The sequence below is a fragment of the Paractinoplanes polyasparticus genome (assembly GCF_019710575.1).
GTDB classification, from domain to species: Bacteria; Actinomycetota; Actinomycetes; order Mycobacteriales; family Micromonosporaceae; genus Actinoplanes; species Actinoplanes polyasparticus.
Genome location: NZ_JAHWFK010000024.1, coordinates 64,628 through 87,542, shown reverse-complemented (window position 1 = coordinate 87,542; position 22,915 = coordinate 64,628). Strand labels below are relative to the sequence as shown.

The 22,915-nt window shown below is 70.6% G+C and carries 19 protein-coding genes; 8 read left to right on the top strand and 11 right to left on the bottom strand.

The window, feature by feature from the left end:
- Window positions 1-3: 3 nt before the first annotated feature.
- The 3 genes from KXC43_RS23245 to KXC43_RS23235 are packed head-to-tail and all read left to right on the top strand — an operon-like array spanning window position 4 to window position 2,263.
- Window positions 4-546 carry a hypothetical protein gene (locus KXC43_RS23245; RefSeq protein ID WP_221378228.1) on the top strand — a complete coding sequence of 181 codons (543 nt, stop codon included), beginning with the start codon at window positions 4-6 and terminating at the stop codon, window positions 544-546.
- Window positions 543-1,661, top strand: a complete 1,119-nt coding sequence (locus KXC43_RS23240) for a M23 family metallopeptidase (RefSeq protein WP_221378227.1) — start codon at window positions 543-545, stop codon at window positions 1,659-1,661. The genes KXC43_RS23245 and KXC43_RS23240 overlap by 4 nt, the downstream gene beginning before the upstream one ends.
- Entirely contained in the window at window positions 1,658-2,263 is a 606-nt protein-coding gene (locus KXC43_RS23235) for a hypothetical protein (protein WP_221378226.1), read from the top strand. The genes KXC43_RS23240 and KXC43_RS23235 overlap by 4 nt, the downstream gene beginning before the upstream one ends.
- Here KXC43_RS23235 and KXC43_RS23230 read toward each other — a convergent pair whose 3' ends face one another.
- Window positions 2,264-2,674 carry a hypothetical protein gene (locus KXC43_RS23230; RefSeq protein ID WP_308129211.1) on the bottom strand — a complete coding sequence of 137 codons (411 nt, stop codon included), beginning with the start codon at window positions 2,672-2,674 and terminating at the stop codon, window positions 2,264-2,266. It lies immediately after the preceding gene.
- Window positions 2,675-2,954: 280 nt separating this feature from the next.
- Between KXC43_RS23230 and KXC43_RS23225 the strand changes: the two genes are divergently transcribed.
- Window positions 2,955-5,540: an FtsK/SpoIIIE domain-containing protein gene (locus KXC43_RS23225; RefSeq protein WP_438870910.1), complete on the top strand. Its 2,586-nt coding sequence runs from the start codon at window positions 2,955-2,957 to the stop codon at window positions 5,538-5,540.
- Window positions 5,537-6,220, top strand: a complete 684-nt coding sequence (locus KXC43_RS23220) for a hypothetical protein (protein ID WP_221378225.1) — start codon at window positions 5,537-5,539, stop codon at window positions 6,218-6,220. The genes KXC43_RS23225 and KXC43_RS23220 overlap by 4 nt, the downstream gene beginning before the upstream one ends.
- Here the strand turns inward: KXC43_RS23220 and KXC43_RS23215 are convergent.
- The 3 genes from KXC43_RS23215 to KXC43_RS23205 all read right to left on the bottom strand — a co-directional run bounded on the left by KXC43_RS23215 (window position 6,213) and on the right by KXC43_RS23205 (window position 7,824).
- Window positions 6,213-6,614, bottom strand: coding sequence for a RidA family protein (locus KXC43_RS23215; protein ID WP_221378224.1), 402 nt, complete (start codon window positions 6,612-6,614; stop codon window positions 6,213-6,215). The two genes, KXC43_RS23220 and KXC43_RS23215, sit on opposite strands and share 8 nt — an antisense overlap.
- A gap of 97 nt (window positions 6,615-6,711) precedes the next feature.
- Complete coding sequence (locus KXC43_RS23210; protein ID WP_308129209.1) at window positions 6,712-7,335, bottom strand: chloramphenicol phosphotransferase CPT family protein; 624 nt, start codon at window positions 7,333-7,335, stop codon at window positions 6,712-6,714.
- 21 nt (window positions 7,336-7,356) lie between these two features.
- Window positions 7,357-7,824, bottom strand: a complete 468-nt coding sequence (locus tag KXC43_RS23205; protein WP_221378223.1) for a MarR family winged helix-turn-helix transcriptional regulator — start codon at window positions 7,822-7,824, stop codon at window positions 7,357-7,359.
- Between the two features lie 79 nt (window positions 7,825-7,903).
- Between KXC43_RS23205 and KXC43_RS23200 the strand changes: the two genes are divergently transcribed.
- On the top strand, window positions 7,904-8,407 hold the full coding sequence (locus KXC43_RS23200; protein WP_221378222.1) for a carboxymuconolactone decarboxylase family protein: 504 nt from the start codon (window positions 7,904-7,906) through the stop codon (window positions 8,405-8,407).
- Between the two features lie 5 nt (window positions 8,408-8,412).
- On the opposite strand, the gene folE is transcribed toward KXC43_RS23200, so the two are convergent.
- From folE to dacB, 6 genes are all read right to left on the bottom strand, one after another.
- Complete coding sequence (folE, locus tag KXC43_RS23195; protein ID WP_221378357.1) at window positions 8,413-9,060, bottom strand: GTP cyclohydrolase I FolE; 648 nt, start codon at window positions 9,058-9,060, stop codon at window positions 8,413-8,415.
- The gene (gene ftsH, locus KXC43_RS23190; protein WP_221378221.1) at window positions 9,057-11,072 is read right to left on the bottom strand and encodes an ATP-dependent zinc metalloprotease FtsH; all 2,016 of its coding nucleotides are present in this window, start codon (window positions 11,070-11,072) and stop codon (window positions 9,057-9,059) included. The genes folE and ftsH overlap by 4 nt, the downstream gene beginning before the upstream one ends.
- Before the next feature lie 301 nt (window positions 11,073-11,373).
- Window positions 11,374-11,949, bottom strand: coding sequence for a hypoxanthine phosphoribosyltransferase (gene hpt, locus KXC43_RS23185; protein ID WP_221378220.1), 576 nt, complete (start codon window positions 11,947-11,949; stop codon window positions 11,374-11,376).
- A gap of 137 nt (window positions 11,950-12,086) precedes the next feature.
- Window positions 12,087-13,016 (bottom strand): tRNA lysidine(34) synthetase TilS, encoded by a 930-nt coding sequence (tilS, locus tag KXC43_RS23180; protein ID WP_221378219.1) that lies wholly within the window; start codon window positions 13,014-13,016, stop codon window positions 12,087-12,089.
- A complete protein-coding gene (locus KXC43_RS23175) occupies window positions 13,016-14,077 on the bottom strand; it encodes a zinc-dependent metalloprotease (RefSeq protein WP_221378218.1) in 1,062 nt (353 codons plus the stop codon). Before KXC43_RS23175 ends, tilS begins: the two co-directional genes overlap by 1 nt.
- A 52-nt stretch (window positions 14,078-14,129) precedes the next feature.
- Window positions 14,130-15,587 (bottom strand): D-alanyl-D-alanine carboxypeptidase/D-alanyl-D-alanine endopeptidase, encoded by a 1,458-nt coding sequence (dacB, locus tag KXC43_RS23170; protein ID WP_255644623.1) that lies wholly within the window; start codon window positions 15,585-15,587, stop codon window positions 14,130-14,132.
- 998 nt (window positions 15,588-16,585) lie between these two features.
- Here dacB and KXC43_RS23165 point away from each other — a divergent pair.
- Complete coding sequence (locus KXC43_RS23165; protein ID WP_221378216.1) at window positions 16,586-17,089, top strand: inorganic diphosphatase; 504 nt, start codon at window positions 16,586-16,588, stop codon at window positions 17,087-17,089.
- Window positions 17,090-17,199: 110 nt separating this feature from the next.
- Here KXC43_RS23165 and eccD read toward each other — a convergent pair whose 3' ends face one another.
- On the bottom strand, window positions 17,200-18,636 hold the full coding sequence (gene eccD / locus KXC43_RS23160) for a type VII secretion integral membrane protein EccD (RefSeq protein ID WP_221378215.1): 1,437 nt from the start codon (window positions 18,634-18,636) through the stop codon (window positions 17,200-17,202).
- Between the two features lie 162 nt (window positions 18,637-18,798).
- Here eccD and eccCa point away from each other — a divergent pair, with 162 nt between their 5' ends.
- A complete protein-coding gene (gene eccCa, locus KXC43_RS23155) occupies window positions 18,799-22,749 on the top strand; it encodes a type VII secretion protein EccCa (RefSeq protein ID WP_221378214.1) in 3,951 nt (1,316 codons plus the stop codon).
- Window positions 22,750-22,915 lie beyond the last annotated feature (166 nt).

Genomic DNA, 22,915 nt, shown 5'->3' with positions numbered 1-22,915 from the left:
CGCATGCCCCGCTCCCTCGAACTCGGCCTGAACAGAGTCTTCCGGTCCCGCTGGGGCGTCGCCATCGTCCTCGGCGTCATCGTGCTGGCGATCGTCGGTCTGGCCCGGCTGTTCTCCGACGGTGACGACTCCCGGCCCTCGCTCGGCACCGCGTCGCCGGGTCCGGTGGTGAGCGCCGACCCGAAGGATGATGACAGCATTCTTGAGACGGACCCGCCGCCTAGCCCGTCCACCACCCCCGGACGGGCCAAGCCGGAGGCGGTCGCCTACGCCTTCGCCTCGGCCTGGGCCGACCATCAGAACGTCACGCCGAAGGCCTGGCGGGCGCAGCTGCTGCCCAACTCGACCACCAAGCTCGCCGACGAGCTGGACGGGGTCGATCCGGCTGGTGTGCCGGCCGAGCGGGTGATCGGACGGCCCAGCCTGGTGCCGGTGAGCGCAACCGTGGTCAACGCCGTCGTCACGATGGACACCGGCAAGCTGAACCTTCGCCTGATCGCCCCCGACGGGCACTGGCGGGTCGACGGGATCGACTGGTCGTCATGAACATCCCCCGGCCGCGCAGGATAGTTCTGCTTGTCGCCCTGGTGGCGACGCTGGCTCTGTTGTGTTGCGGCGGTGGCATCACCGCTCTTTTTGTCGGCGGACTCACCGACGAGGGCAAGGACAATCTGAACGCGTCGTCGTTCGGATGCGGCAAGGGCGGTCCGGTCGACCCGGACACCAAGTTGCCCCGGATCCGGCCTTACGGCGCCGAGCAGGTTCGTAACGCTGCCGTCATCATCAATGTGGGCGCCCAGCTCAAGATGCCGCCCCGAGCCTGGGTCATCGCGGTTGCCACGTCGATGCAGGAGTCGCGGCTGACCAACCTGGGCAACCTCGGCGCGGAGAACGACCACGACTCGCTGGGCCTGTTCCAGCAGCGGCCCAGTTCCGGCTGGGGTTCGACGAAGCAGGTGCGCGACCCGGTCTACGCGGCCACGAAGTTCTACAACAAGCTCAAGACGGTCCAGGGCTGGGAGAAGATGCCGCTGACGCGCGCGGCACAGCGCGTGCAGATCAGCGCCTACCCGGACGCGTACGCGAAGCACGAGCCTCTCGCCACCCGGATCGTGAACCAGCTCGCCGACGGTGCGGCCAACGCGGCCGGCGACTCGGTCGCGATGGTCTGCGCCTCGGGCCGGCAGATCGCGGCGTCGGGCTGGACACGGCCGGTCGGCGCGCTCGTGGGCTCCGGGTTCCGTACGGCGTCCCGTCCGACGCACCAGGGTGTCGACCTGATCGCCGGCAAGCAGACACCGATCACGGCCGCCGCCAGTGGCATCGTCTCCATGGTGAAGTGCGACGAGGACCACAACGGGCGGCGTACCTGCAACGCCGACGGTTACCCGGGTAAGGGTGGATGCGGTTGGATGGTGGAAATCCAGCACGCCGGGGACGTGATGACGAGGTATTGCCACCTGATCGTGAAGCCGCTCGTCGTCGAGGGCCAGGAGGTCGCGGCCGGTGAGCTGATCGGCCGGGTCGGCAGCAGCGGCAACTCGTCGGGTCCACACCTGCACTTCGAGGTTCACATGAACAACGACCGGTCCAGCGCCGGAGCCATCGACCCCGTCCGGTTCATGCGCGAGCAGGGCACACCGCTGGGGGACGAGGGATGACAGGCGAGTCGCAGCCTGATCCCTTTGCCGGGCACCCGGACTGGCAACTCGACCCGCCCCGGCCGCTGGTGCCTACTCCCGCGACGATGACCGGGCAACTCCGGGGCAGACGCGTTCTGATCGGGCTTCCCGGTCACGGGTGGCGGTCGGACCTCCGCGCCGACGAGAAGGTCGTCCAAGGCAGCCGCACCTACGTGCCGGTGATGTCCGAGGGTGAGTGGTACCGCGCCGAAGCCGAGCAAACCGAGATCTTCGCTCCGCTCGTGCCGGTGGAACGAGTCTGGGTCGAGGAGTACGGAGTGGCCGGGATCTCGTTGCCGGCCGACGACATCGCATCCCGGTTGGTTTCACTCGACGAACCGGCGCGGCGCACGCCCGTGCCCGCGTTGGACGCACCCTCTCTCTCCGGCCGCCGCGTCGTCCGCATGCGCGACGAAGGCAGCGAAGAGCGTGAGCTCCGTGCGGTGACCGAGTTGCACACCAACGCCCAGGGCGACGTTTGCGCACGCGTCACGACGGAACTCGACTGGTACCGCTGGGGCTGGAGTGGCCACGTACCTCGAACGCTCGAGGTGCTGGTACACCGCCTCTGGGTCGAGTGACTACGGAACTTCTGTCGCTCCGCAGACTCGCCAACCATCCTGGTCAACAAGACTCAGGCGCCAGGTGTCGGTGATACGGCCGGACTGTTTTGCAGCCGTCTTCACCAGATCCGTTTCCGCCTCCGCACGATTGGCGTTCGTCTGAACGGCGATCGTTCCCCAAGAGACGCGGATACCTACCGAGAACTGCTTTTCGCGGTTGACGATGTCCGCGCGGTAGGCAGCGATGTTTTGAAAGTCACCGCCCGACTTGCACTGGTACAGCGAGGCTTGTTCGTCGTCACGGTCGACTAGATACGCCCGGAGAAAGTTGTCGGCGACTGCGTCTGGCTCTGCCCGCTCGATCTTTGTTTCCTCGTCGTAGAGCAGCACGGCGATCCCGACGCCGCCCAAGCAGAGCAGCGTCAGCACGCCCGCCCCCAGCGCCAGCCACAACCGCAACCGACGGTTCCGGGGCTTCCTCGCCGGCTCGGCAGGCGGCGTCCCGGCGCCCAAAAGCGGGGGCGTCGGTCCGGTCACGGGCTCCTGCGGCTGCACACATACGACAGTAGTGCCTCCGCACACGTGTCACCCCAACCACACCTGGAGCGGGACGATCCGTACGACGCGGACACCGAACCAGGCACCGGGAACGCGATGCCCCGGCCCGTCTGGGATAAGTTTTACCCGCACACAGGAGGTGAGAGCGGTGGTGGATTCGGCTTTGCGGGTCCAGCAGGCTGCCGCTTTGCACCGGCAGGCGGCTGCGCTGACCGATGCGGCGTCGTCCGCGCTCGACGCCGAGGCCGCCGGCAGCGACCCGCTCGAACAGCATCGCCTGGCCGAAGAGTTGCGGGCCGCTGCTGGTGCGCTCGCGCCGGGCTGGCTCGGCTCGCCGCTCGACGCGCAGTCGGCGAACACCCCGCTGGGCGGCGTCTACCCGCCCCAGTTCGTACGCCTCGGGGTTGCCCAGCCGCTCGACGACGCGCGTTTCCCGGCTGTGATCCCGCTGCTCGGCACGGGCCACCTGACGATCGACGCCACCGCCACCGACTCGCGGGTCTTCGGCCTGCTGCGGTCGATCCTGTTGCGTCTGCTCGCCGCCGCGCCGGCCGGGTCGCTGCTGGTTCGTGCGGTCGACGGCACCGGCGGCGGTGAGGTCTTCGCGCCCTTCACGGGCCTGCAGGACGCGGGCCTTCTGTCGCCGCCGGCCACCGACCGCCAGGGCCTGCGCGACGTGCTCGCCGAGGCCGAGAAGTGGCTGCGCCCCGGCCGCGGCGCTGCCCCTCGGCGCACCCGGCGGGACCGCATGATGCTGGTGGTCATCGCGAGCCTGCCCGAGCTGACCGAGGGCGAAGAGTTGCGCCGCATCGCCGCGCTGGCTCAGCAGGGGCCCGATTCCGGCCTGCATCTGATCGTGGCGGGCTGGCCGCCGCCGCCGTTGACGGCCGAGACAACCCAGGCGCCGCTGCCCCGCACGACGATGGTGTCGGTCCGCAACCCGTACGCGGTGATCGGCGACCCGCCCGGCGCCACGTACGGCTCCACCTCGGATGTCTCCTGGCTCAACGCCCCCGTCTTCCTCGACGACGACCCGCCGCCCCACCTGGTCGACGCCGTGTGCCGCGAGCTGGCCGCCCACTCGGTCGCCGACACCCGGGTCACCCTGGCCGATCTGCTGCCCGAGCCGGGCGAACCGCTGTGGGCCGGTGACGCCGGCGAGGGCTTGAGCACGGTCGTCGGTCACGACGGCGAGACGCCGCTGGCGTTGCGCTTCAACGACCTCACACCACATTGGATGGTCGGCGGCCGGGCCGGCGCCGGCAAGACGGCCTTCCTGGTCAACGTGCTCTACGGCCTGTGCGCCCGCTACAGCCCGACCGAGCTGTCGCTCTATCTGCTCGATTTCAAAGAGGGCGTGACTTTCGCCGAGTTCGTGCCGACCCGGCGCGACCGCACCTGGCTGCCACAGGCCCGCGCGGTGGGGGTCGAGGCCGACCGCGAGTACGGGCTGGCCGTGCTGCGTGAGCTGAACGCCGAGATGTCGCGCCGCAACACGGCGTACGAGCGTGCGGGTGTCTCCCGGCTGCCGGAGCTGCGCGCCGCGGCGGCCGCGGACGGTCTGAAACGCCCGCTGCCGCGCATCCTGTGCGTGATCGACGAGTTCCCGGTGCTGCTGGCCGGCAACGACCCGGTGACGACCGAGGCGACGACGCTGCTCGAGTCGCTGGCCCGCACCGGCCGCTCGTGCGGCATCCACCTGATCCTGGCCAGTCAGAACGTCGCCGGACTGGAAGCGCACTACGCCAAGCGTGACTCGTTCTTCGGCCAGTTCCCGGTGCGCATAGCGCTGCCGGGCGGCGGCGACGTGCTCGAACCGGCGAACGACTCGGCGGCCGGCCTGCCGCTGGGCACCGCGGTCGTCAACACGGCCGGCGGGCTGGGCGGGCCGCGCGGCGCCACCCGCGGGCACGAGCGCATCATCCGCTTCCCCGACCCGCACACCGACGACGAGCTGCTCAGCGACCTGCGCCACCGGCTCTGGGGCGCCCGCGACCCCGAATCGCAGCCGCCCCGGGTCTTCGCCGGGTACGCGCATCAGCACCTCGCCGACGACCCGACCTACCGGGCCGCCCTGGCCGGTCGCGGCGCCGTTCCCACGGCCCTGGTCGGCCGGCTGCTCGACGTCGGTCTCACCACAGCGGCGTTCCCGCTCGACGGCGCCCCGGGGCGGCATCTGGCGATCTTCGGGTCGCAGGCGTCGGCGTCCGAGGTGCTCGACGCAGCGGCTCGCAGCGTGGCCGCGTTCCACCAGCCTCGTACGGCCCGGTTCGTCATCGCCTCACTGGTCGCCGAGGGTGACCGGCTCGCCGAGGCCCTGGCCGCCGAGATCGGTCACCGCCAGGAGGTGACGCTGGTCGACGCGGCCGGGCTGGCCGGCGAGCTCGACCCCGGCCGTCCCGGCTACCGGGTGGTCTTCGGCATGGACGCGGCCGCCCCCGGCACGCTGACCGGCCTGCCCGAGCTGCTGCGGGACGGCCCGACCGGCGGTGCTCACCTGCTTTCCTGGTGGCGTGACCCGCATCGGTTCGCCGACAGCGCGGGGCGCGACGACGTGTCCGGCCTGCTGTTCCTGAACGTGCCGCCGGCCGAGGTGGCGGCGATGATCGGACGGCCGGTCGCCTGGCATCCCCGGCCGAACCGGGCGCTGCTGCACGACCGCCGCGACGAGCGCACACTCACCGTCGTGCCGTTTCTCGACCCCGGCGTCACCGACGATCAGGGTGATCTGCCGTGACCGACCAGCAGCAGGCCACCGGCGCGATCCCGGCCCAGCCGACGCCCCCGGCTCCCGGTCCGTGGGCCGACTATCTGGCCGCGGCGCAACAACTCGACGCGGTCCGCCGCGCCGCGAGTGCCGCCGCCACCGAACACCAGGCGGCGGTCACGGCCGCGAGGCAGGAGCTTTCCGTCGTACGGCCCCGGTTGGCCGCCCAGAAAGCCCGTCTGACCCGAGATCTGGCCGTACCCCTGCCGGAGCTGACGCCGATGCCGGCCGACCGTGACGTGGCCGCTCAGGCCGTCGCCAGCGGTCCCGCTGCCGCGCTGGCCGCCCTGCAACAGGCGCGCCGCACCGCCGATGCCGGCGACGCGCTGCTCAACGAGACGGCACCCGCCCGTCAGTGGCGTCCGTGGGCGCGGAACCTGTTGATCTACGGCCCGTTCGCCGCGGTCGTCCTGATCGTGCAGATCGTGCTCTACCTGGTCGCGTCCCCCGGCTCGGTGCCGACGTACGCCCTGCTGTGCGGCCTGAGCATGCCGGTTCTGGCCTTCGGCCTGGGCTGGGTCACGATCGGCTTCGTCTACGGCGGCGATCCCGAGGGGGTCGACCGCACCCCCATAGTCGGCGCCGTCGCCTGCCTGACCCCCGTGCTGCTCACCTGCATGGGCGTCGGCCTGACGTCGTTCTTCAACTGAGCGCGGCCGTCAGGTCGACCTCGACCAGCTGCCCGCCGAACCCCAGCGCAGCCACCCCGAGCAGCGTCGAGGCGGTGCTGAAGGCCGGCGCCAGCGGCGAGGCGTTGAGCCGGTCCCACACCGAGGCCAGCACGGCCGTCTCCGAACTGACCACATAGATCACCGAGCGCACGACGTCACCCGGCTCGGCCCCCGCCGCCGCAAGCACAGCCAGGCAGTTGGCAATCACCTGATCCGTCTGCGCGTCGAAGTCCCCGGGCTCGCCCACGACCTTCCCGCTCAGATCGAGCGGGCACTGCCCCGCCAGATGGGCCAGCCGCCCAGCCGACGAGACAGTGACGTGCGAGTAGCCCGGCGGCTCATGAACGGTGGCCGGGCTGAACTTCTCGATCATCCGGCCAGTATCGCGAGGCACAAGCGCCGAGAACACTCATTAACGAGCCCGCCACGCCCTGAGTTCGGGCGCTTCCCCCTGTGCCGGATGACTACGCCTACGGCAACGCGACAATGCGCTGAAATGCCCGGGGCGGTGGTCCGTCCGTGAGGCGAGTCGCGATGAGATCGGCGCATTCCTCCGGCGTGAGCGACGCCGTGTCGACCTCGAGGTCGTAGATGCCTGGCTGGTGAACTGCCTCGTGCCACAAGCGCACGGGGTCCTGGTCCGTGCCGCCCTGGTTATAGCCGACGCCACCCCAGGTAGCGCGGCGGCGTTCCATGACGACACCGAGCGGGCATCGCACGCCGACAAACAGCACTGGTAGGCCCTGAAGCTGCTGCGCACATGTGCGCAGAATCTGCCGGGAAACGGAGTAGGCGTCGTGGTGGACTGCATCGACGACAACGTTGATACCCAGCCGGCTATGCGTCGCTATCGCCTCATACATCGCGCGATACAGTCGGACGACCAGCGGCTCGAGATCCGGCCGCTCACCTCCCGGCCGTAACCCGATCCCCGGCTGGAAGCGGGCCGGGGTCATCTTCTTGAAGTGGTCGACCCCTAGGTTCATCCACACGCCGTCGAACCTGGCCTGGACCGCGACGACGATGCTCGATTTGCCCGAACGAGGCGGCCCATTGAGGATCACGATCTGGCCCGGTCGGTCCAGCTTCTGCACGGACTCTCCCCTGTCTTTCGCCTAGCCGAACCAGCCTGGCACGTCGACGGGGAAAGCCGTCGCCGGGACGACTCTGCGTAGCGAAGACTCCAGCTGGGCGACCTGGCCGGCGCCGAGCTGGTGGACCCAGTTGGCGCGCAGGCGGTCGAAGATTTCGGCGGAGCGGGTCAGCATGTCGAGGCCGCGGGGGGTCAGGCGGACGAGTTTGCGGCGGGCGTCGGAGGGGTCGTCGGCTCGTTCGACGTAGCCGAGGGCGGCCAGGCGGTCGACCGTCTTGCCGGCCGCCTGCTTGGAGACGCCCAGGCGGCGGCCGATCTCGGTGGCCGAGGCGCCGTACGGGCCGATCGCCTGTAGCGCGAAGCCGTGCACCGGGCGCACCTCGGTGTGGCCGAGCGCCGCGAGTTCGGTGTGCAGCTCGTCGATGAGGGAGCGGAAGCCCGCGAACAGCAGCAGCGGCAACTCGTAGCCGGGCGGGTCGGCCTCAGTCATGCGTTTCCCCACCCTTGGCAAACTCGACAACCCGGTTTACTGTTTCGACAACCACGTTGACTACTTTACCGGAGGAACGATGTTTGCTCAGCACACCCTCGAATCGGCGCCGGCCGGCTCGCGGCCGCTCATGGAACAGACGGTCGAGCACCTCGGCCACCTGCCCGGCCCGGTCGCCCGGCTGGCCGAGTCACCCGAGATGCTCGGCGGGTTTCTGCGGGCCAGCGAGCTCTTCGAGCGCAGCACCCTCGACCCGCTGGCGCGCGAGGTGGTGGTGATGGTGATCGCCGCCCGCAACGACTGCCGGATCTGCCTCGCCATGCATACCGGGCGACTGCGAGGGCTCGGCGCCGACGCCGCGCTCATCACCGCCCTGCGCGCGAAGACGCCGCCGGCCGACGAACGGCTGGCGGCACTGTGGACCTTCACCCTGCGGGTGCTGGAGACGGCCGGGGAGGTGCCCGACGACGAACTGGCCGAGTTCCTGGCGGCCGGCTTCACCACCCGCAACGCGCTCGAGGTGGTGCTGGGCATCGGCACGTACACGATGTCGACGCTGGCCAACCGGCTGGTGCGTGCCTGAGACGGTCAGCGGGCGTTGATCAGGGCCATCGCCTCGGCGCGGACCTTGGCGTCGGTCTGGTAGGCGCCGCGGACAGCCGAGGTGACGGTGCGGGCGCCGACCTTGCGGATACCCCGCATCTCCATGCAGAGGTGCTCGCATTCGAGAACCACGATCGCGCCGCGGGCGTCCAGCTTCTGCATGAGCAGATCGGCTATCTGAGAGGTCAGCCGCTCCTGCACCTGGGGGCGCCGGGCGAAGACCTCGACCAGACGGGCCAGCTTGGAAAGTCCGGTGATCCGGCCGTTCGGGCCGGGGATGTAGCCGATGTGCGCCACGCCCTTGAAGGGCAGCAGGTGGTGCTCGCACATGCTCATCACTTCGATGTCGCGGACGAGCACCATCTCTTCGTGGTCGGCCTCGAAGCTGGTTCGCAGCACGTCGGCCGGGTCGACCCGCAGGCCGGCGAAGAGTTCCGCATAGGCCCGGGCGACCCGGGCCGGGGTGCGCTCGAGCCCATCGCGATCAGGGTCTTCCCCGATCGCGATGAGGATCTCTCGAACTGCCTTCTCGATCCGCCCGAGGTCGACGGCCTGCTCGACCGGAGCCCCGGTGAGCTTGCCGTCGACCAGACGGGCGGCGAGATAGTCCAGTTCGTCGTCGTCGCTGATCAGTTGGCGCCTTCCGGGCTGCTTCCGTTCGAGTTGGGTCCGACGGCGATCTGGCCGTCCGCCTCGGCCTGCGTCCGCAGCTTCTCCCGCTCGGCGGGGGTGAGCACGGGCGGGGCCTCGGAGGGCAGGCGCTTGCCGAAGCCGTTGAACGGCGACATCGGCGGGCGCTTGACCACGCGGGCACAGATGCGGTCCATGTCTTCCCGGGTGATGGTTTCCTTCTCCATCAGCTCGAGAACCATGCTGTCGAGCACGTCCCGGTATTCGACCAGGATCTCCCACGCCTCGTCGTGCGCCAGCTCGATGAGCGCGCGCACCTCGGCGTCGATGTCGGCCGCGACCGAGTCGGAGTAGTCCCGCTCGTGGCCCATGTTGCGGCCCATGAACGGCTCGTCGCCGCTGGTGCCGTACTTGACCGCACCGAGCTTGAAGCTCATGCCGTACTGGGTGACCATGGCCCGGGCCAGACCGGACGCCTTCTCGATGTCGTTGCCGGCGCCGGTGGTGGGCTCGTGGAAGACGAGCTCCTCGGCGGCCCGGCCACCCAGGGCGTAGGCCAGGGTGTCGATCATCTCGGCGCGGGTCTGGGTGTACTTGTCTTCCGTCGGCAGCACCAGCGTGTGACCCAGCGAGCGGCCACGCGGCAGGATCGTCACCTTGTGCACGGGGGCCGAGTGCGGCAACGCGTAGGCGACCAGCGCGTGTCCACCCTCGTGGTACGCGGTGATCTTCTTTTCGTTGTCGCTCATCGCCCGGGTGCGGCGCTCGGGGCCCGCGATGACCCGGTCGATCGACTCCTCGAGGAAGTAGTTCGAGATCGCCCGCTTCTCGTTACGAGCGGTGAGCAGCGCGGCCTCGTTGATCACGTTGGCCAGGTCGGCGCCGGAGAAGCCCGGCGTGCGGCGGGCCACCGAGTCGAGGTCGACGTCGGGCGTGAACGGCTTGCCCTTGGCGTGCACCCGCAGGATGGCCTTGCGACCCTCCATGTCGGGGTTGTCGACCGGGATCTGGCGGTCGAAACGGCCGGGACGCAGCAGCGCGGGGTCGAGGATGTCGGGCCGGTTGGTGGCCGCGATCAGGATGACCCCGCCCTTGGTGTCGAAGCCGTCCATCTCGACGAGCAGCTGGTTGAGCGTCTGCTCGCGCTCGTCGTGACCGCCGCCCATGCCGGCGCCGCGGTGGCGGCCGACGGCGTCGATCTCGTCGACGAAGACGATCGCCGGCGCGTTCGACTTGGCCTGTTCGAACAGGTCGCGGACGCGGCTGGCGCCGACACCGACGAACATCTCGACGAAGTCGGAACCCGAGATCGAGTAGAACGGCACCCCGGCCTCACCGGCGACGGCCCGGGCCAGCAGCGTCTTACCCGTTCCGGGCGGGCCGAAGAGCAGCACACCCTTCGGGATCTTGGCGCCCAGAGCCTGGTACTTCGCCGGGTTCTGCAGGAAGTCCTTGATCTCGTGCAGCTCCTGGACAGCCTCTTCCGAGCCCGCCACGTCGGCGAACGTCGTCTTCGGGGTGTCCTTGGTGATCATCTTCGCCTTGGACTTGCCGAAGTTGAGCACCCGGGAGCCGCCGCCCTGCATCTGCGACATGAACAGCAGCAGCAGGATCACCAGAATGGCGATCGGCAGCAGGTTGATCAGCAGGCTGAAGAGAATGTTGTCGCCCGAGACCGTGGCGTTGATCGTGCCCGTGATCCGGCCGGCCGTCTTGGCCTCCTGGACCTCGGCCCAGATCTCGCGCGTGACCTCGTACGGGTATTGGGTCTCGATCTTGTCGGTCGATTTGCCCTCGAACCGTTCCGGCGCAGCGAGGTCGATCTGGAGCGTCTGCTCCTTGTCCTTCTGGACGACCTTCTTGATGCCGGGCTGATTAAGGCGCTCGAGCGCTACCGAGGTATCTACGCGCTGGTAGCTCGGACCACTGGTGAAAAAGGAGCTCAGCGCAATCACGCCGATGATCACCAGAATGATCCAGACCACCGGGCGGCGGAAGAAACGCGTACGTTCCATACTGTTGTCGGGCGCCAAGCGCCCGGACCCTCCTGATCGGCGTCCTGGTCACCTCAACGTGCCGCTCACCGGCGGCCCCGGGCCTGATCCGCACTGCCGTCGAACCGTGGCGGTGAAATCTTCCCGGTCCCTCCGGCGCCTGTGACGCTGCGCCATCGGTCACTCGACGGTACACCGTGGGTGCCGGTTGCGAACCCGTGAGCCCGTTGCCCGGACACTTCCCGGCCGCCGCCCGTTCAGTCAGCTTTGCTGGCAAAACCGCCCATAAGGACTGAATTCTGAGAAGGGGCTGAGAAATGGTTCAGCTACGGGCGTACACCTCGGGCTTCAACACCCCGACGTACGGCAGCTCACGGTAGCGCTCGGCGAAGTCCAGGCCGTAGCCGACGACGAACTCGTTGGGGATGTCGAAGCCGACGTACTTGACCGGCACCTGCACCTTCACGGCGTCGGGCTTGCGGAACAGCGCGACCACCTCGACGCTGGCCGCGGAGCGCGACTGAAGGTATTTCATCAGCCACGACAACGTGAGACCGGAGTCGACGATGTCCTCGACGACGACCACGTGCCGGCCGGTGATGTCGCGGTCGAGGTCCTTGAGAATGCGCACGACGCCCGACGACGTGGTGCCCTGCCCGTACGACGAGACGGCCATGAACTCCATCTCGGTGGACGGTCCGGAGTTGCCCAGCGCACGGGCGAAGTCGGCCATGAACATGACAGCGCCCTTGAGCACGCAGACCAGCAGAATGCCGTCCTCCGCCTCGGCGTGGTCGGCAGCGACCTGCTTCGCCAGTTCGGCGATCTTTTCCCGGATCTGCTCCTCAGAGATGATCACGTGGTCGATGTCGGCGGCGTACCAGGTGCCCTCAGCCATGGCCCAAGACTGCCGCATCAAGGTTGCGGCTCGTCGAACGGGTCAGCGATCACGAGGGCCGGAACCGCAGGGAATCGGGCAGTTCCACCCATGGCGCCCGGCCGGCGCCTACACGGAGTGACAACTCTCACAGCGCCTCAGGGCACTCGAACGAGTGCTCCCCGGTCGCGCCCGACCTCGATGCCGCCCGGCAGATGAACGGGCCCCTGCCCGTGCCAGTCCGTGACGAGAGCGTCGAGCGCCGACACGTGCCGATGCGACAGGGCTCCACCCGGCGCCCCGAGCTGCAACGCCCACGAGCGCAACACCCGCCGCCGGATCGCCCTGCTCATGACGGACAAGTCAGAGACGTTCACGGAGAAGGCAGCGGCGGCGAGGCGGTCCAGCTCTTCGTTGTCGGCTGCGATGAGCTCGGCCGAGCGGGCGAGGTTGGCCACCACGGCCGGCCCCAGGGCCTCCACCAGCGCCGGCAGAGCGTCGGCGCGCACCCGCGAGCGGGCGTAGGCCGGGTCGCTGTTGTGCGGGTCTTCCCAGGGCGCCAGCCCCAGCGCCGCGCAGGCCTTGCGCGTGTCGGCCCGGGCGACGTCGAGCAACGGCCGCCAGAAGATCCCTTTGCGCGCGGGCATCCCGGACAGCCCACGCGGACCCGCGCCCCGGGCCAGCGCCAGCAGCACCGTCTCGGCCTGGTCGTCACGGGTGTGCCCGAGCAGCACGGCAACCGCCCCGACCCGCTCGGCCGCCGAGCCCAGAGCCTCGTAGCGAGCCGCCCGAGCCGCCGCTTCCGGCCCGCCCGGCCGACCCTCGACGGACACCGTCTCGACGATCACCGGATCGAACCCGGCCGCCGTGGCCCAGGCGGCCAGCTCGGTCGCCCGGGCGGCGGAACCGGCCTGCAGAGCGTGATCCACCGTCACCAGCCCCACCGCGGCGCCCACGAAGCGGGCTGCCGCCGCCAGGGCCAGCGAATCCGCCCCACCCGAGCACGCCACCAGCACGAGGCCCTCGGCGGGCAGCGTCCGCCGCACGGCCAGCCGCACCGCGGCGACAGCGGGCGGGATGCGGGCCATTACCCGCCGATCGCCGGCTGCGGGCCGTGCACGCGGGCCACCCACGCGTCGGGGTCGCCCAGCTCGTCGAGGCGCGGCAGGGTCAGCGGGGAGTCGAAGATCTTGTTGAACCCGGGCATGCCGACCCGTTCGACCACGCCGTGCACGAACTTGCGGCCCTCGGCGTACTGCCGCATCTTGACCTCGATGCCGAGCAGCCGCCGCATCGCCTTCTCGAGCGGGTTGCCGCTCTCGCGGCGGCGGTTGAACTTGGACCGGATCGACTCGACGCTGGGGATGACCTCGGGCCCGACCCCGTCCATCACGAACTCGGCGTGACCCTCGAGCAGGGTCATCAGCGCGGTCAGGCGGTCGAGCACGGCCTTCTGCCCCGGCGTCTGCACGATGTCGAGCACCGAGGAACGGGAATCGGGGTCGCGCAGCGCGTCGGACAGGGTCGCCACGCCGCGGCGCAGCCGCTCGAGGATGTGCTCGGTGCTCTGCGACGCGTCGACGAACGCCTGCACCTCGCCCAGGAAGTAGCCCCGCATCCACGGGACGGCGGTGAACTGGGTGCGGTGGGTGACCTCGTGGAGGCAGACCCACAGCCGGAAGTCGCGCGAGTCGGCGCCGAGCTTGCGCTCGACCTCGACGATGTTGGGCGCGTTGAGCAGCAGCTGGCCCGGATTGCTGGAGAAGACCTCGTACTGCCCCAGCACGCGGCCGGAGAGATAGGCCAGGATCGTGCCGGCCTGCACCCCGGTGACCCGGGAGCCGATCGCGTCGGCCAGCCCGCCCGGCTGCTTGTCGCCGGAGAGCCGGGTGACCAGCGGGATGATCACCTGTTTGAGGCCCTCGATGTTGACGGCGGCCCAGTCCTTACGGTCGACCACGCGGACCGGCGGCACCTCGACCTGTGAGGTCAGCCCCGTGTAGGCGGCGACGTGCCCGGCCGCCTCGTCGGTGAGATCACGCAGCTCGGACACCACCGCCATCGCGTCCTCGTAGGAGACCGAGGGGCCCGATTTCGACAGCGCGCCGGCGGTCGCGGCGGCCAGATCCCAATCAACGAACTGCGCCATCACCCCACCGTACCCGCGGAAATCCACCCCACCCTCGGGTAGAACCCTGAGATCAGCACCCGCACCGGACGAGTCTGGCCGCCACCGCATCCAAGGCCGCCCGGCCCGTGATCGCGTTCGCCGACCCGCTCGCCATGATCGCGAAGACCAGCAGCCGGCCGTCGGCCGTCGTCAGCGTCCCGGCCATCGTGTTGACCCCGCTCAGCGTGCCGGTCTTGGCCCGTACGACCCCCTGCCCGCCCTGATTGGGCTTGGGCGACACGAAGCGTTTGAGCATCGTGCCCGACCAACCGGCCACCGGCAGCCCACCGAAGATCGACGACAGCGCCGGCTGCTCCCCGGAGGCCGCCAGCGACAGCAGCCGGGTCAGCATCGTCGGGCTGATCCCGTTGTTGCGGGACAGCCCGCTCGCGTCGTACAGGTTGGCCTCGTCGGCCGGCAGCCCCAGGTCGCGCATGCGCCCGGCGATCGCCTCGGTGGTGTCGTCGAACGTGCCCGGCTTGCCGTCGGCGATCGCGACCTGCCGGCCCAGGGCCTCGGCCGCGGTGTTGTCACTCTGCTCGAGCATCCAGTCGGTGAGCTGCACCATCGGCGGCGACTGGACAGCGCCCAGCTCCTGCCCCGGCGTCACGTCGGCCGTCGCCGGGGCCGAGGACGGGCCGGCCGCCTTGGTGGGTGCCTTGCCCTTGCGTACGGCCGAGGAAGGCACCCCGAGCATCTTGGCGAACGCCTTCGCCGCCGCGATCGCTGGATCCGGCGATCGCGGATCACCGCCGAACTCGTTGTGGATCGGCCGGATCCGCCCGGCGTTGACCATCAGCGCCTGGATGCGCGAGACCTGCCCGAACGAGATGTCGCTGGGGTCCCAGCCCTTGGCCGTCTCCGGCCCGCTGAACAGCGACGTGTCGTAGAGCAGACGGGTCGGCTCGGCGCCGCCCAGCGACTTCTTGACCTGGGCCGCGAGCAGATCGAGCCGCGCCGCCCCGGGGAAGAGCCGGTTCTTCGTCGTCGCCAACGTCGGGTCACCGCCGCCGATGAGCACGACCTCGCCCGGCTGGGCCCCGGCCACCACCCGCGTGGTCAGCCGGTGCGAGGGTCCGCGCGCGTCGAGCACCGCGGCTGCGGTCAGCAGCTTCGTCGTCGAGGCGGGCGTGGTCATCGTGTCCGCGTTGCGTGCGTAGAGGACGTCGCCCGTCGCCACGTCGAGCACCGCGGCGTGCACCTTCGTGCCCATCGCGGCCGATTTCACCAGCGGGTCGATCGCCTTGGTCACGGAGCTGGGGGTGAGGGGGGCGCCGCCGCCGCTCGCCGCGACGAGGACGGGAGTGGGCGATGGGTCCGGCGTGGTGGGGGCGGGCGTCGGCCTGGTGCTCGGTTCGGCGGACGACAGCCACTTGTCGACGGGGCCGGGCTTGACCGCTACGCCGGCTGCGGCGCCGAGAACAACGACAAGGGCCAAGGCGAAGACCCATTTCGTACGGGATTTTCGGCCACCCGCCCGTGCGGGCATCACACCACTGTCACCGGGCGGCGGTCCCTCACCCGCCGCTGGACGTCCCACGGGTGGCAGAGCCGACGACGCCACAGCCGGCGCGGACGCTGCCGCCGGCGGGAAGGCAGGTGGCGTTGCGGGCGGGACAGCGGGCGGAGAAGCCGATGACCCGGCCGGACCGGGCGACGTCGGACGCACGGTGTTCAGCGGCACCGAGGCGCGCCCATAGGTGCCCCCGGCGGCCGGCGATCCAGGCGCGGTCGCCCACGCACCTTGAGCCCGCTCCTCAGACCGCGGCGCCTGCGAAGGCTGCGGTGACTGCCCTGTTGCTGATGGCAGGAACGGCTGCGACGGTTGCGTCGGCGGCGCCACCTGTGGCGCATACGGCAACTGCGACGGCTGCTGCGGTGACTGCGAAGACTGAGGTTTGCCGTCGTGCAGGATGCCGCCGCCGGAGGCCCGGGCGGGCGGCGGCGGGCCCAGGTCGCGCGTCTTCTCGCCGACGGTTCGGTCGGCGTCCCGGCCCGGCGGCTGCGGCTGCATCAGCCGATTTTCCGACCCGTTCGCACCGACGCGTGGCGATTGCCCCGATTGGGGGTCGGCCGCAGCCGGAATCTGTGCCCGTCCAGGCATCGCCTGCGGCCGAACGGCCGACGCCGGCACGGTCGCCCGACCGCCCGTTCCGGCCGATTCGGATGATTGCCGGGACCCCTGCGCCCCTGCGTGTCCGCTGAGGTCGGCGGTCGTGCCGGTTTGCGGCGAAGCGACACCCGGCGCACCTTCGCTCGGGTTACCGTTTCCAGAGCCGCGATGCGACTCGGACACGCCGTCGTATCCGGGACCATCGTGTGAATCTTGCCTCCCCACGAGCCCCTCCTAGAGCGCGGCGTAAGACTTAGGGGAGACTAGCGACATCCGGCACACCGTCGCGCGCGGATCCTGTCGGCCGCCAGACCGGCCGCAGTGTTTCTCGCCCGGCCCGGTTTCTCTCCAGCGGGCGAACAAGGGAGCACAAAATGGATTTCGACGTAGTGGTTGAGATCCCCAAGGGTCACCGCAACAAGTACGAGGTCGACCACAAGACGGGCCGCATCCGGCTCGACCGGACGCTGTTCACCTCGACGCAGTACCCGGCCGACTACGGCTTCATCGAGGGCACCCTGGGTCAGGACGGCGACCCGCTCGACGCCCTCGTGCTCATCCAGGAGCCGACCTTCCCCGGCTGCCTGGTGCGCGCCCGGGCCATCGGCATGTACCGGATGACCGACGAGAAGGGTCGCGACGACAAGGTCCTCTGCGTCCCGTTCGAGGACCCGCGTCAGGAGCACCTGCGCGACATCCACCACCTCGGCGAGTTCGACCGGATGGAGATCCAGCACTTCTTCACGGTCTACAAGGACCTCGAGCCCGGCAAATCGGTCGAGGGCGCGACCTGGACCGGCCGCGTCGAGGCCGAGGAGGAGATCCGGGCGTCGTTCAAGCGCCAGGAGGTCGCCGAGGCCGAGGGTCTCGACCACTGACGTAACACCCGCCGCGCCCCGCCGTCGCCCGCCGACGTCGCGCGGCTCCCGTACGCGGGCGGCTTCGAGCCGCCCGCGTGCTGCTTTTCCGGGGTTCAGTTTCCCGGGGCTCAGGCCAGGCTGATGCTGCCCACAGCGTCGTAGAGGCCGACGACCGCGCAGGCCACCGGGATGACCGAGACCACCACGAGCGTGTCGAACAGGTCGGCGGCCCGGCCCAGGTAGGGCGAGGGCGGCTTGCGCGAATAGGTCGCACCGGCCACGACCGTGATCAGCGCCAGGACGAGCGCGGCCGCTGTCACACCGAGCAGCATCGTCGCGTCCGACCCGCGCAGCAGGTCGGCGCCGAGCGCGGCCACACCGGCCAGGCCGCCCACGACCAGCGGCACCCGCTGGCGCAGCGTGATGAACAGCCGCGAGCGCAGCAGCAGCGCCGCCGCCGAGACGGCGATCAGGATGCGGGCCGAGAGGGTGCCCGCGACGGCCAGGACGGCGAACGCGCCCACAGCCAGCACGGCGTGACCCAGCAGCATGCCGGCCAGCAGTTCTTCGGTGCGGGTCACGGCGGCGAAGACGGTCGCCCGGTCGGGACGTTCGCGGGCCGCGTCGAGCGCGCTCGATGTGCTGGCCGTGGTGAAGCCCTCGGCCGCCTCCGCCCCGGTGGGCAGGGTGACCGGCGGGGTGGGCATCTTGCCGAAGCGGATCGCCAGGAGGGGCAGCGCGCCGATGCCGCAGACCAGGATCGAGATCAGCACGGCGGCCGCGCCCGCGGCCGTGGTGACCATGCTGACCAGCGCCGTGAGCGCGCCGAACAGACCGGTCACCGCGCCCGCCGTGAAGAGCCGCTGCTGAGCCGCCACCCCGACCGCGCCGAGCGCCGCGACCAGCAGCAGCGCGACCGATCCGGCGAGCAGTTCGGAGCCACCGAGCCAGGGCAGCACGCCGAGGACGCCGACCCGGTCGTCGGTGGCGACCAGGACCGCGCCGCCGGCGAAGCCGAACGGCATCGCGTAGGCGCCCAGCGCGGCCCCGGCGCGAGCATCGCCGTACGCCCGGGAAGCCGTCACCCCGGCCAGCGCGAGCAGCACAGCGAGTCCGAGGCCGGCGAAGGCCGCGCCGTTCCAGGCCGGGCCCGCGGCGAGCACCGCGAACAGGCCGAGGGCGAGCAGCACGCCCGCCCCGGCCAGGGTGGCCGTACGGGTCGAGGCAGGCGTCCAGGCGCTGCCGCGACGACGGGCGCCCTCGGCGATGGCCTCGACCACATCGTCGTACTCGAGCTCGGGCCACTCGTCGTGGGCCGGCACCAGATGCAGGATCTCCCCGTCGCGTACACCCTGCGGGAAAAGACCCTGCGCGGTGGCCAGCGCGACGCCGTCCGTGCGCCGCAGCACCCACCCGCCGTGTTTCTCGCCGTCGTCGGCCAGCCCCTCGCCGGCGTGACGCAGCACCTCGGGCAGCAGTTCGGCCAGCGGCACGTGCTCGGGCAGGGCCACGTCGATGCGGCGCTGCGGCGCGCTGATGGTCACCCGCGCCAGACCGATGCTCATGGATCGCCCTCCCCGTTGCGTGCCGCATATGAGATCGAAGGTGACGAGGCTGCGGACGCGAGCAGACTTTACCTACCATGGGCCCAACGCGACGTCCGGCGACGGACCGGCGCACAGGGAGTGACCATCACACCCTTGTCGACGAAAGGGACAAAACGCGGCATGAGCACGGTGGTGATCAAACGGTCGGCCCGGCGACCCGCGCCGGAGATTCCGACCGGGGAGATCGCTGTCGAGCCGCCGCCCGAGATCCCGCAGGCCACGGGTGGCCGCTGGCAGCAGGCGATGATGGCGCTGCCGATGCTGGGCGGCTCGGTGGCCATGGCGATGATGATGGGGCAGGGTCGCGGCGGGGCTTACTCCTATGTGATCGGTGGCCTGTTCGGCGTCTCGTCGATCGCGATGATGGCGACCAGCTTCGGCTCGAACGGCTCGCCCAAGAAGGCCGAGATGATGGCGGCCCGCCGCGAATACCTGCGGCACCTGTCCGGCCTGCGCAAACGCGTCCGCGAGACGGCCCGCAAGCAGCGCGTCGGCCTGCTCTACCGCCACCCCGACCCGACCAAGCTGTGGTCGACCGCCGGCAGCCACCGGGTGTGGGAACGCCGCACCAGCGACCCCGACTTCGGCGTCGTCCGGCTCGCGGTGGGCCCGCAGACGCTGGCCACTCCCCTGCTGCCACCGGTGACCCGGCCGCTCGACGAGCTCGAGCCGATGACCGCCGGCGCCCTGCGGCGCTTCCTCGACGCATACTCGGTGGTTCCCGACCTGCCCGTGGCGGCGTCCCTGCGCGGTTTCGGGCGGGTGTTCCTGCGCGGCCCCGAGTCCGACGCGCAGGCCCTGTCCCGCGCGGTGGTCACCCAGCTGGCCACCTTCCACGCGCCCGACGACCTGATCGTCGCGATCTGCGCCGGCCCCGAGCGACGCTCCTCATGGGAGTGGGCCAAGTGGCTGCCGCACAATCTGCACCCGTCCCGCACCGACGCCCTCGGTCACGTGCGACTCGTCGCCAGCACCGGCCCGGAACTCGAGAAGCTGCTCGAGGACGTGATCGGCAACCGGCCGCGCTTCGGCTCCGGCGGGCACAGCACGCCGCACGTGGTGATCGTGCTCGACGGGGCCGATCTGCGCGGCGCGACCCAGCTCGACGACGGCATCGACGGCGTCACCGTCCTCGACCTCGACGAGCAGCCGCCGCGCCTGCTCGACCGGTCGCTGCTGGTGCTCGAGGTCGCCCAGCACGGCGGCCGCCGGGTGCTCAACACCTACTCGATGGACCACGAGGCCGAGGTCGGCACGCCCGACCGGCTCAGCGTCGAGCAGGCCGAGGCGGTCGCCCGGCGGCTGTCCCCGCTGCGGCTGGCCGCGATGTCGAAGTCGGCCGACACACCACTGGCGGCCGAGATGGGCCTGGCCGATCTGCTCGGCATCGGCGAGCCCGACACGTTCAGCGTGGCCCAGGCCTGGATGCCCCGGCCCAACCGCGACAAGCTGCGGGTGCCGATCGGGGTCGGCGCCGACGGCGCGCCGATCGAGCTCGACCTGAAGGAGTCGGCCCAGGACGGCATGGGCCCGCACGGCCTGCTCATCGGGGCCACCGGCTCCGGCAAGTCGGAGCTGCTGCGCACCCTGGTGCTGGCCCTGGCCACCACGCACTCGTCGGAGTCGCTGAACTTCGTCCTGATCGACTTCAAGGGCGGCGCGACCTTCGCCTCGCTCGACCGGCTGCCGCACACCGCCGCCGTGATCACCAACCTGGCCGACGAGCTGCCGCTGGTCGACCGCATGGTCGACGCGATCGACGGCGAGATGATCCGCCGGCAGGAGGTGCTGCGCAAGGCCGGCAACTACGCCAGCCTGCGCGACTACGAGAAGGCCCGTGCCGGGGGCGCGGCTCTGCCCCCGCTGCCGTCGCTGCTGGTCATCTGCGACGAGTTCTCCGAGCTGTTGTCGGCCAAGCCCGACTTCATCGACCTGTTCGTCCAGATCGGACGGCTGGGCCGGTCGCTCGGCGTCCATCTGCTGCTGGCGAGCCAGCGCCTCGAGGAGGGTCGCCTCCGCGGCCTGGACACACACCTGTCCTACCGGGTCGGCCTGCGGACCTTCTCGGCGCTCGAGTCGCGGGCCGTGCTGGGCGTCCCGGACGCCTACGAGCTGCCGCGGTCCCCCGGGCACGGTTACCTCAAGTTCGGCACCGAGCCGCTGCTGCGCTTCAAGGCCGCGTACGTCTCGGGGCCGGTGCGCAAGGCCGGCACGCGCGCCGCCGCCGGCGGGGCCGGTGCGGAACCCCTGGTGCTGCCGTATTCGACGAGGTACGTCCCGGCGCCCGAGCCCGTCAAGCCGGTCGAGCCGCCGCCCGTGGAGACCCAGACCGGCCAGACCGTGCTCGACGTGATGGTCGACCGCCTCGGTGGGCAGGGGCCGCCGGCCCACCAGGTCTGGCTGCCGCCGCTGACCGTCTCGGCCGCTCTCGACGAACTGCTGGGCCCGGTGGTGGCCGACCCGGTTCGCGGCCTCGCCTTCGCCAACCCGGAGCTGCACGGAGCCCTCCAGGTGCCGATCGCGCTGGTCGACAAGCCGCGCGAGCAGATCCGCGACGTCATGTGGCTGCAACTGTCGGGCGCGGCCGGGCACGTCGCGGTCGTCGGCTCGACGCTGAGCGGCAAGTCGACGGCGCTGCGCTCGATGATCTGCGGTCTCGCCCTCACCCACACCCCGGCCGAGGTGCAGGTCTACTGCCTCGACTTCGGCGGTGGCGCGCTCGGCACGCTGCGCGACCTGCCGCACGTCGGCGGGGTGTCGGGCCGGCTCGACGCGGTGGGCGTCCGGCGTACGGTCGGCGAGATCTCCACCCTGCTGTCCGAGCGCGAGGCACGCTTCGGGGCGATGGGCATCGACTCGATGTCGTCCTACCGCCGCCGCCGGGCCAACCCCGCCAACCCGGGCACCGACACCGACCCGTTCGGCGACGTGTTCCTGGTGATCGACGGCTGGGCCACGCTGCGCAAAGAGTACGAAGAACTCGAACCGGTCATCACCGACATCGCCACCCGTGGTCTCTCGTACGGGATCCACGTCGTCGCCGCGACCTCGCGGTGGATGGACTTCCGCCCGGCGATCCGTGACATGTTCGGCTCACGGCTCGAGCTGCGGCTGGGCGACCCCAGTGACTCCACGGTCAACCGCCGCGCCGCGATGACCGTGCCCGAGCAGTCCGGCCGCGGCATCATCGACCACCCGACCGACAAGAACAAGTTCCTGCACCTGCTGACCGTGCGACCCGAACTGACCACCCTGGCCGACACGACCGACCTGGTGAAAGAGGTCGCGGCCAACTGGCACGGGGCGCCGGCGCCGCGCGTCCGGCTTCTTCCGGCCCTGGTTCCGTACGCGGAAATGGACCTGCACCGCAGCGGCGGCCTGCGCCTGCCGATCGGCATCAGCGAGGCCGACCTGCAGCCCGTCGAGATCGACTTCGCCTCGGACCCGCACTTCCTGCTCTTCGGCGACGCCGAGTGCGGCAAGTCGACGTTCCTGCGCGCCCTGGCCACCACGGTCACGCAGCGCTTCACGCCCGAGGAAGCGCGGATCATCCTGGTCGACTACCGGCGGTCCCTGATGGACCTGCCGGAATCGGAACACCGCATCGGGTACGGGATCCAGGCCCAGAAGACGCTCGAGCTCATGCAGTCGGTCGCCGGCTACATGGAACGCCGCCTGCCCGGCCCCGACGTGACGGCCCAGCAACTGCGCGAGCGCTCCTGGTGGACCGGGCCCGAACTGTTCGTGCTGGTCGACGACTACGACCTGGTCGTGGCCGGTCCGACCAACCCGCTCACCCCGCTGCTCGAATACCTGCCGCAGGCCCGCGACGTCGGCCTGCACCTGATCCTGACCCGGCGGGCCGGCGGCGCCGGGCGGTCGCTCTACGAACCGGTCATCCAGCGGCTGCGCGAACTGTCCGCGCCCGGCCTGGTGATGTCCGGGCCACCCGACGAGGGACCGCTGATCGGCAACGTCCGCCCCGCGCTGCTGCCGCCCGGCCGGGGCCGCTTGCTCACGCGGCGTGAGGGCGTGAGGCTGATTCAGTTGGCACACCTGGCGCCGTACTGACATGCGCCAGGAATTAACAGACAGCGAGTGCGATAGGCATAGACAGACAGCAGCCGCCGGGCCCCGTTTGGGAGTAATCTGCATCGACCATCCAGGATCCAGAATGGCGATGCGAACCGTGAGCGCTGAATGGGTGAGTGACCGGCCGGCCGCGCCGCGATGGCGT

Bases quoted from the DNA above. Each gene is read 5' to 3' on its own strand.
- KXC43_RS23245 (WP_221378228.1), top strand. From the start codon at position 4: ATGCCCCGCTCCCTCGAACTCGGCCTGAACAGAGTCTTCCGGTCCCGC.
- KXC43_RS23240 (WP_221378227.1), top strand. From the start codon at position 543: ATGAACATCCCCCGGCCGCGCAGGATAGTTCTGCTTGTCGCCCTGGTG.
- KXC43_RS23235 (WP_221378226.1), top strand. From the start codon at position 1,658: ATGACAGGCGAGTCGCAGCCTGATCCCTTTGCCGGGCACCCGGACTGG.
- KXC43_RS23215 (WP_221378224.1), bottom strand. From the start codon at position 6,614: ATGATCGAGAAGTTCAGCCCGGCCACCGTTCATGAGCCGCCGGGCTAC.
- KXC43_RS23205 (WP_221378223.1), bottom strand. From the start codon at position 7,824: ATGACTGAGGCCGACCCGCCCGGCTACGAGTTGCCGCTGCTGCTGTTC.
- KXC43_RS23200 (WP_221378222.1), top strand. From the start codon at position 7,904: ATGTTTGCTCAGCACACCCTCGAATCGGCGCCGGCCGGCTCGCGGCCG.
- ftsH (WP_221378221.1), bottom strand. From the start codon at position 11,072: ATGGAACGTACGCGTTTCTTCCGCCGCCCGGTGGTCTGGATCATTCTG.
- hpt (WP_221378220.1), bottom strand. From the start codon at position 11,949: ATGGCTGAGGGCACCTGGTACGCCGCCGACATCGACCACGTGATCATC.
- tilS (WP_221378219.1), bottom strand. From the start codon at position 13,016: ATGGCCCGCATCCCGCCCGCTGTCGCCGCGGTGCGGCTGGCCGTGCGG.
- KXC43_RS23175 (WP_221378218.1), bottom strand. From the start codon at position 14,077: ATGGCGCAGTTCGTTGATTGGGATCTGGCCGCCGCGACCGCCGGCGCG.
- dacB (WP_255644623.1), bottom strand. From the start codon at position 15,587: ATGCCCGCACGGGCGGGTGGCCGAAAATCCCGTACGAAATGGGTCTTC.
- KXC43_RS23165 (WP_221378216.1), top strand. From the start codon at position 16,586: ATGGATTTCGACGTAGTGGTTGAGATCCCCAAGGGTCACCGCAACAAG.
- eccD (WP_221378215.1), bottom strand. From the start codon at position 18,636: ATGAGCATCGGTCTGGCGCGGGTGACCATCAGCGCGCCGCAGCGCCGC.
- eccCa (WP_221378214.1), top strand. From the start codon at position 18,799: ATGAGCACGGTGGTGATCAAACGGTCGGCCCGGCGACCCGCGCCGGAG.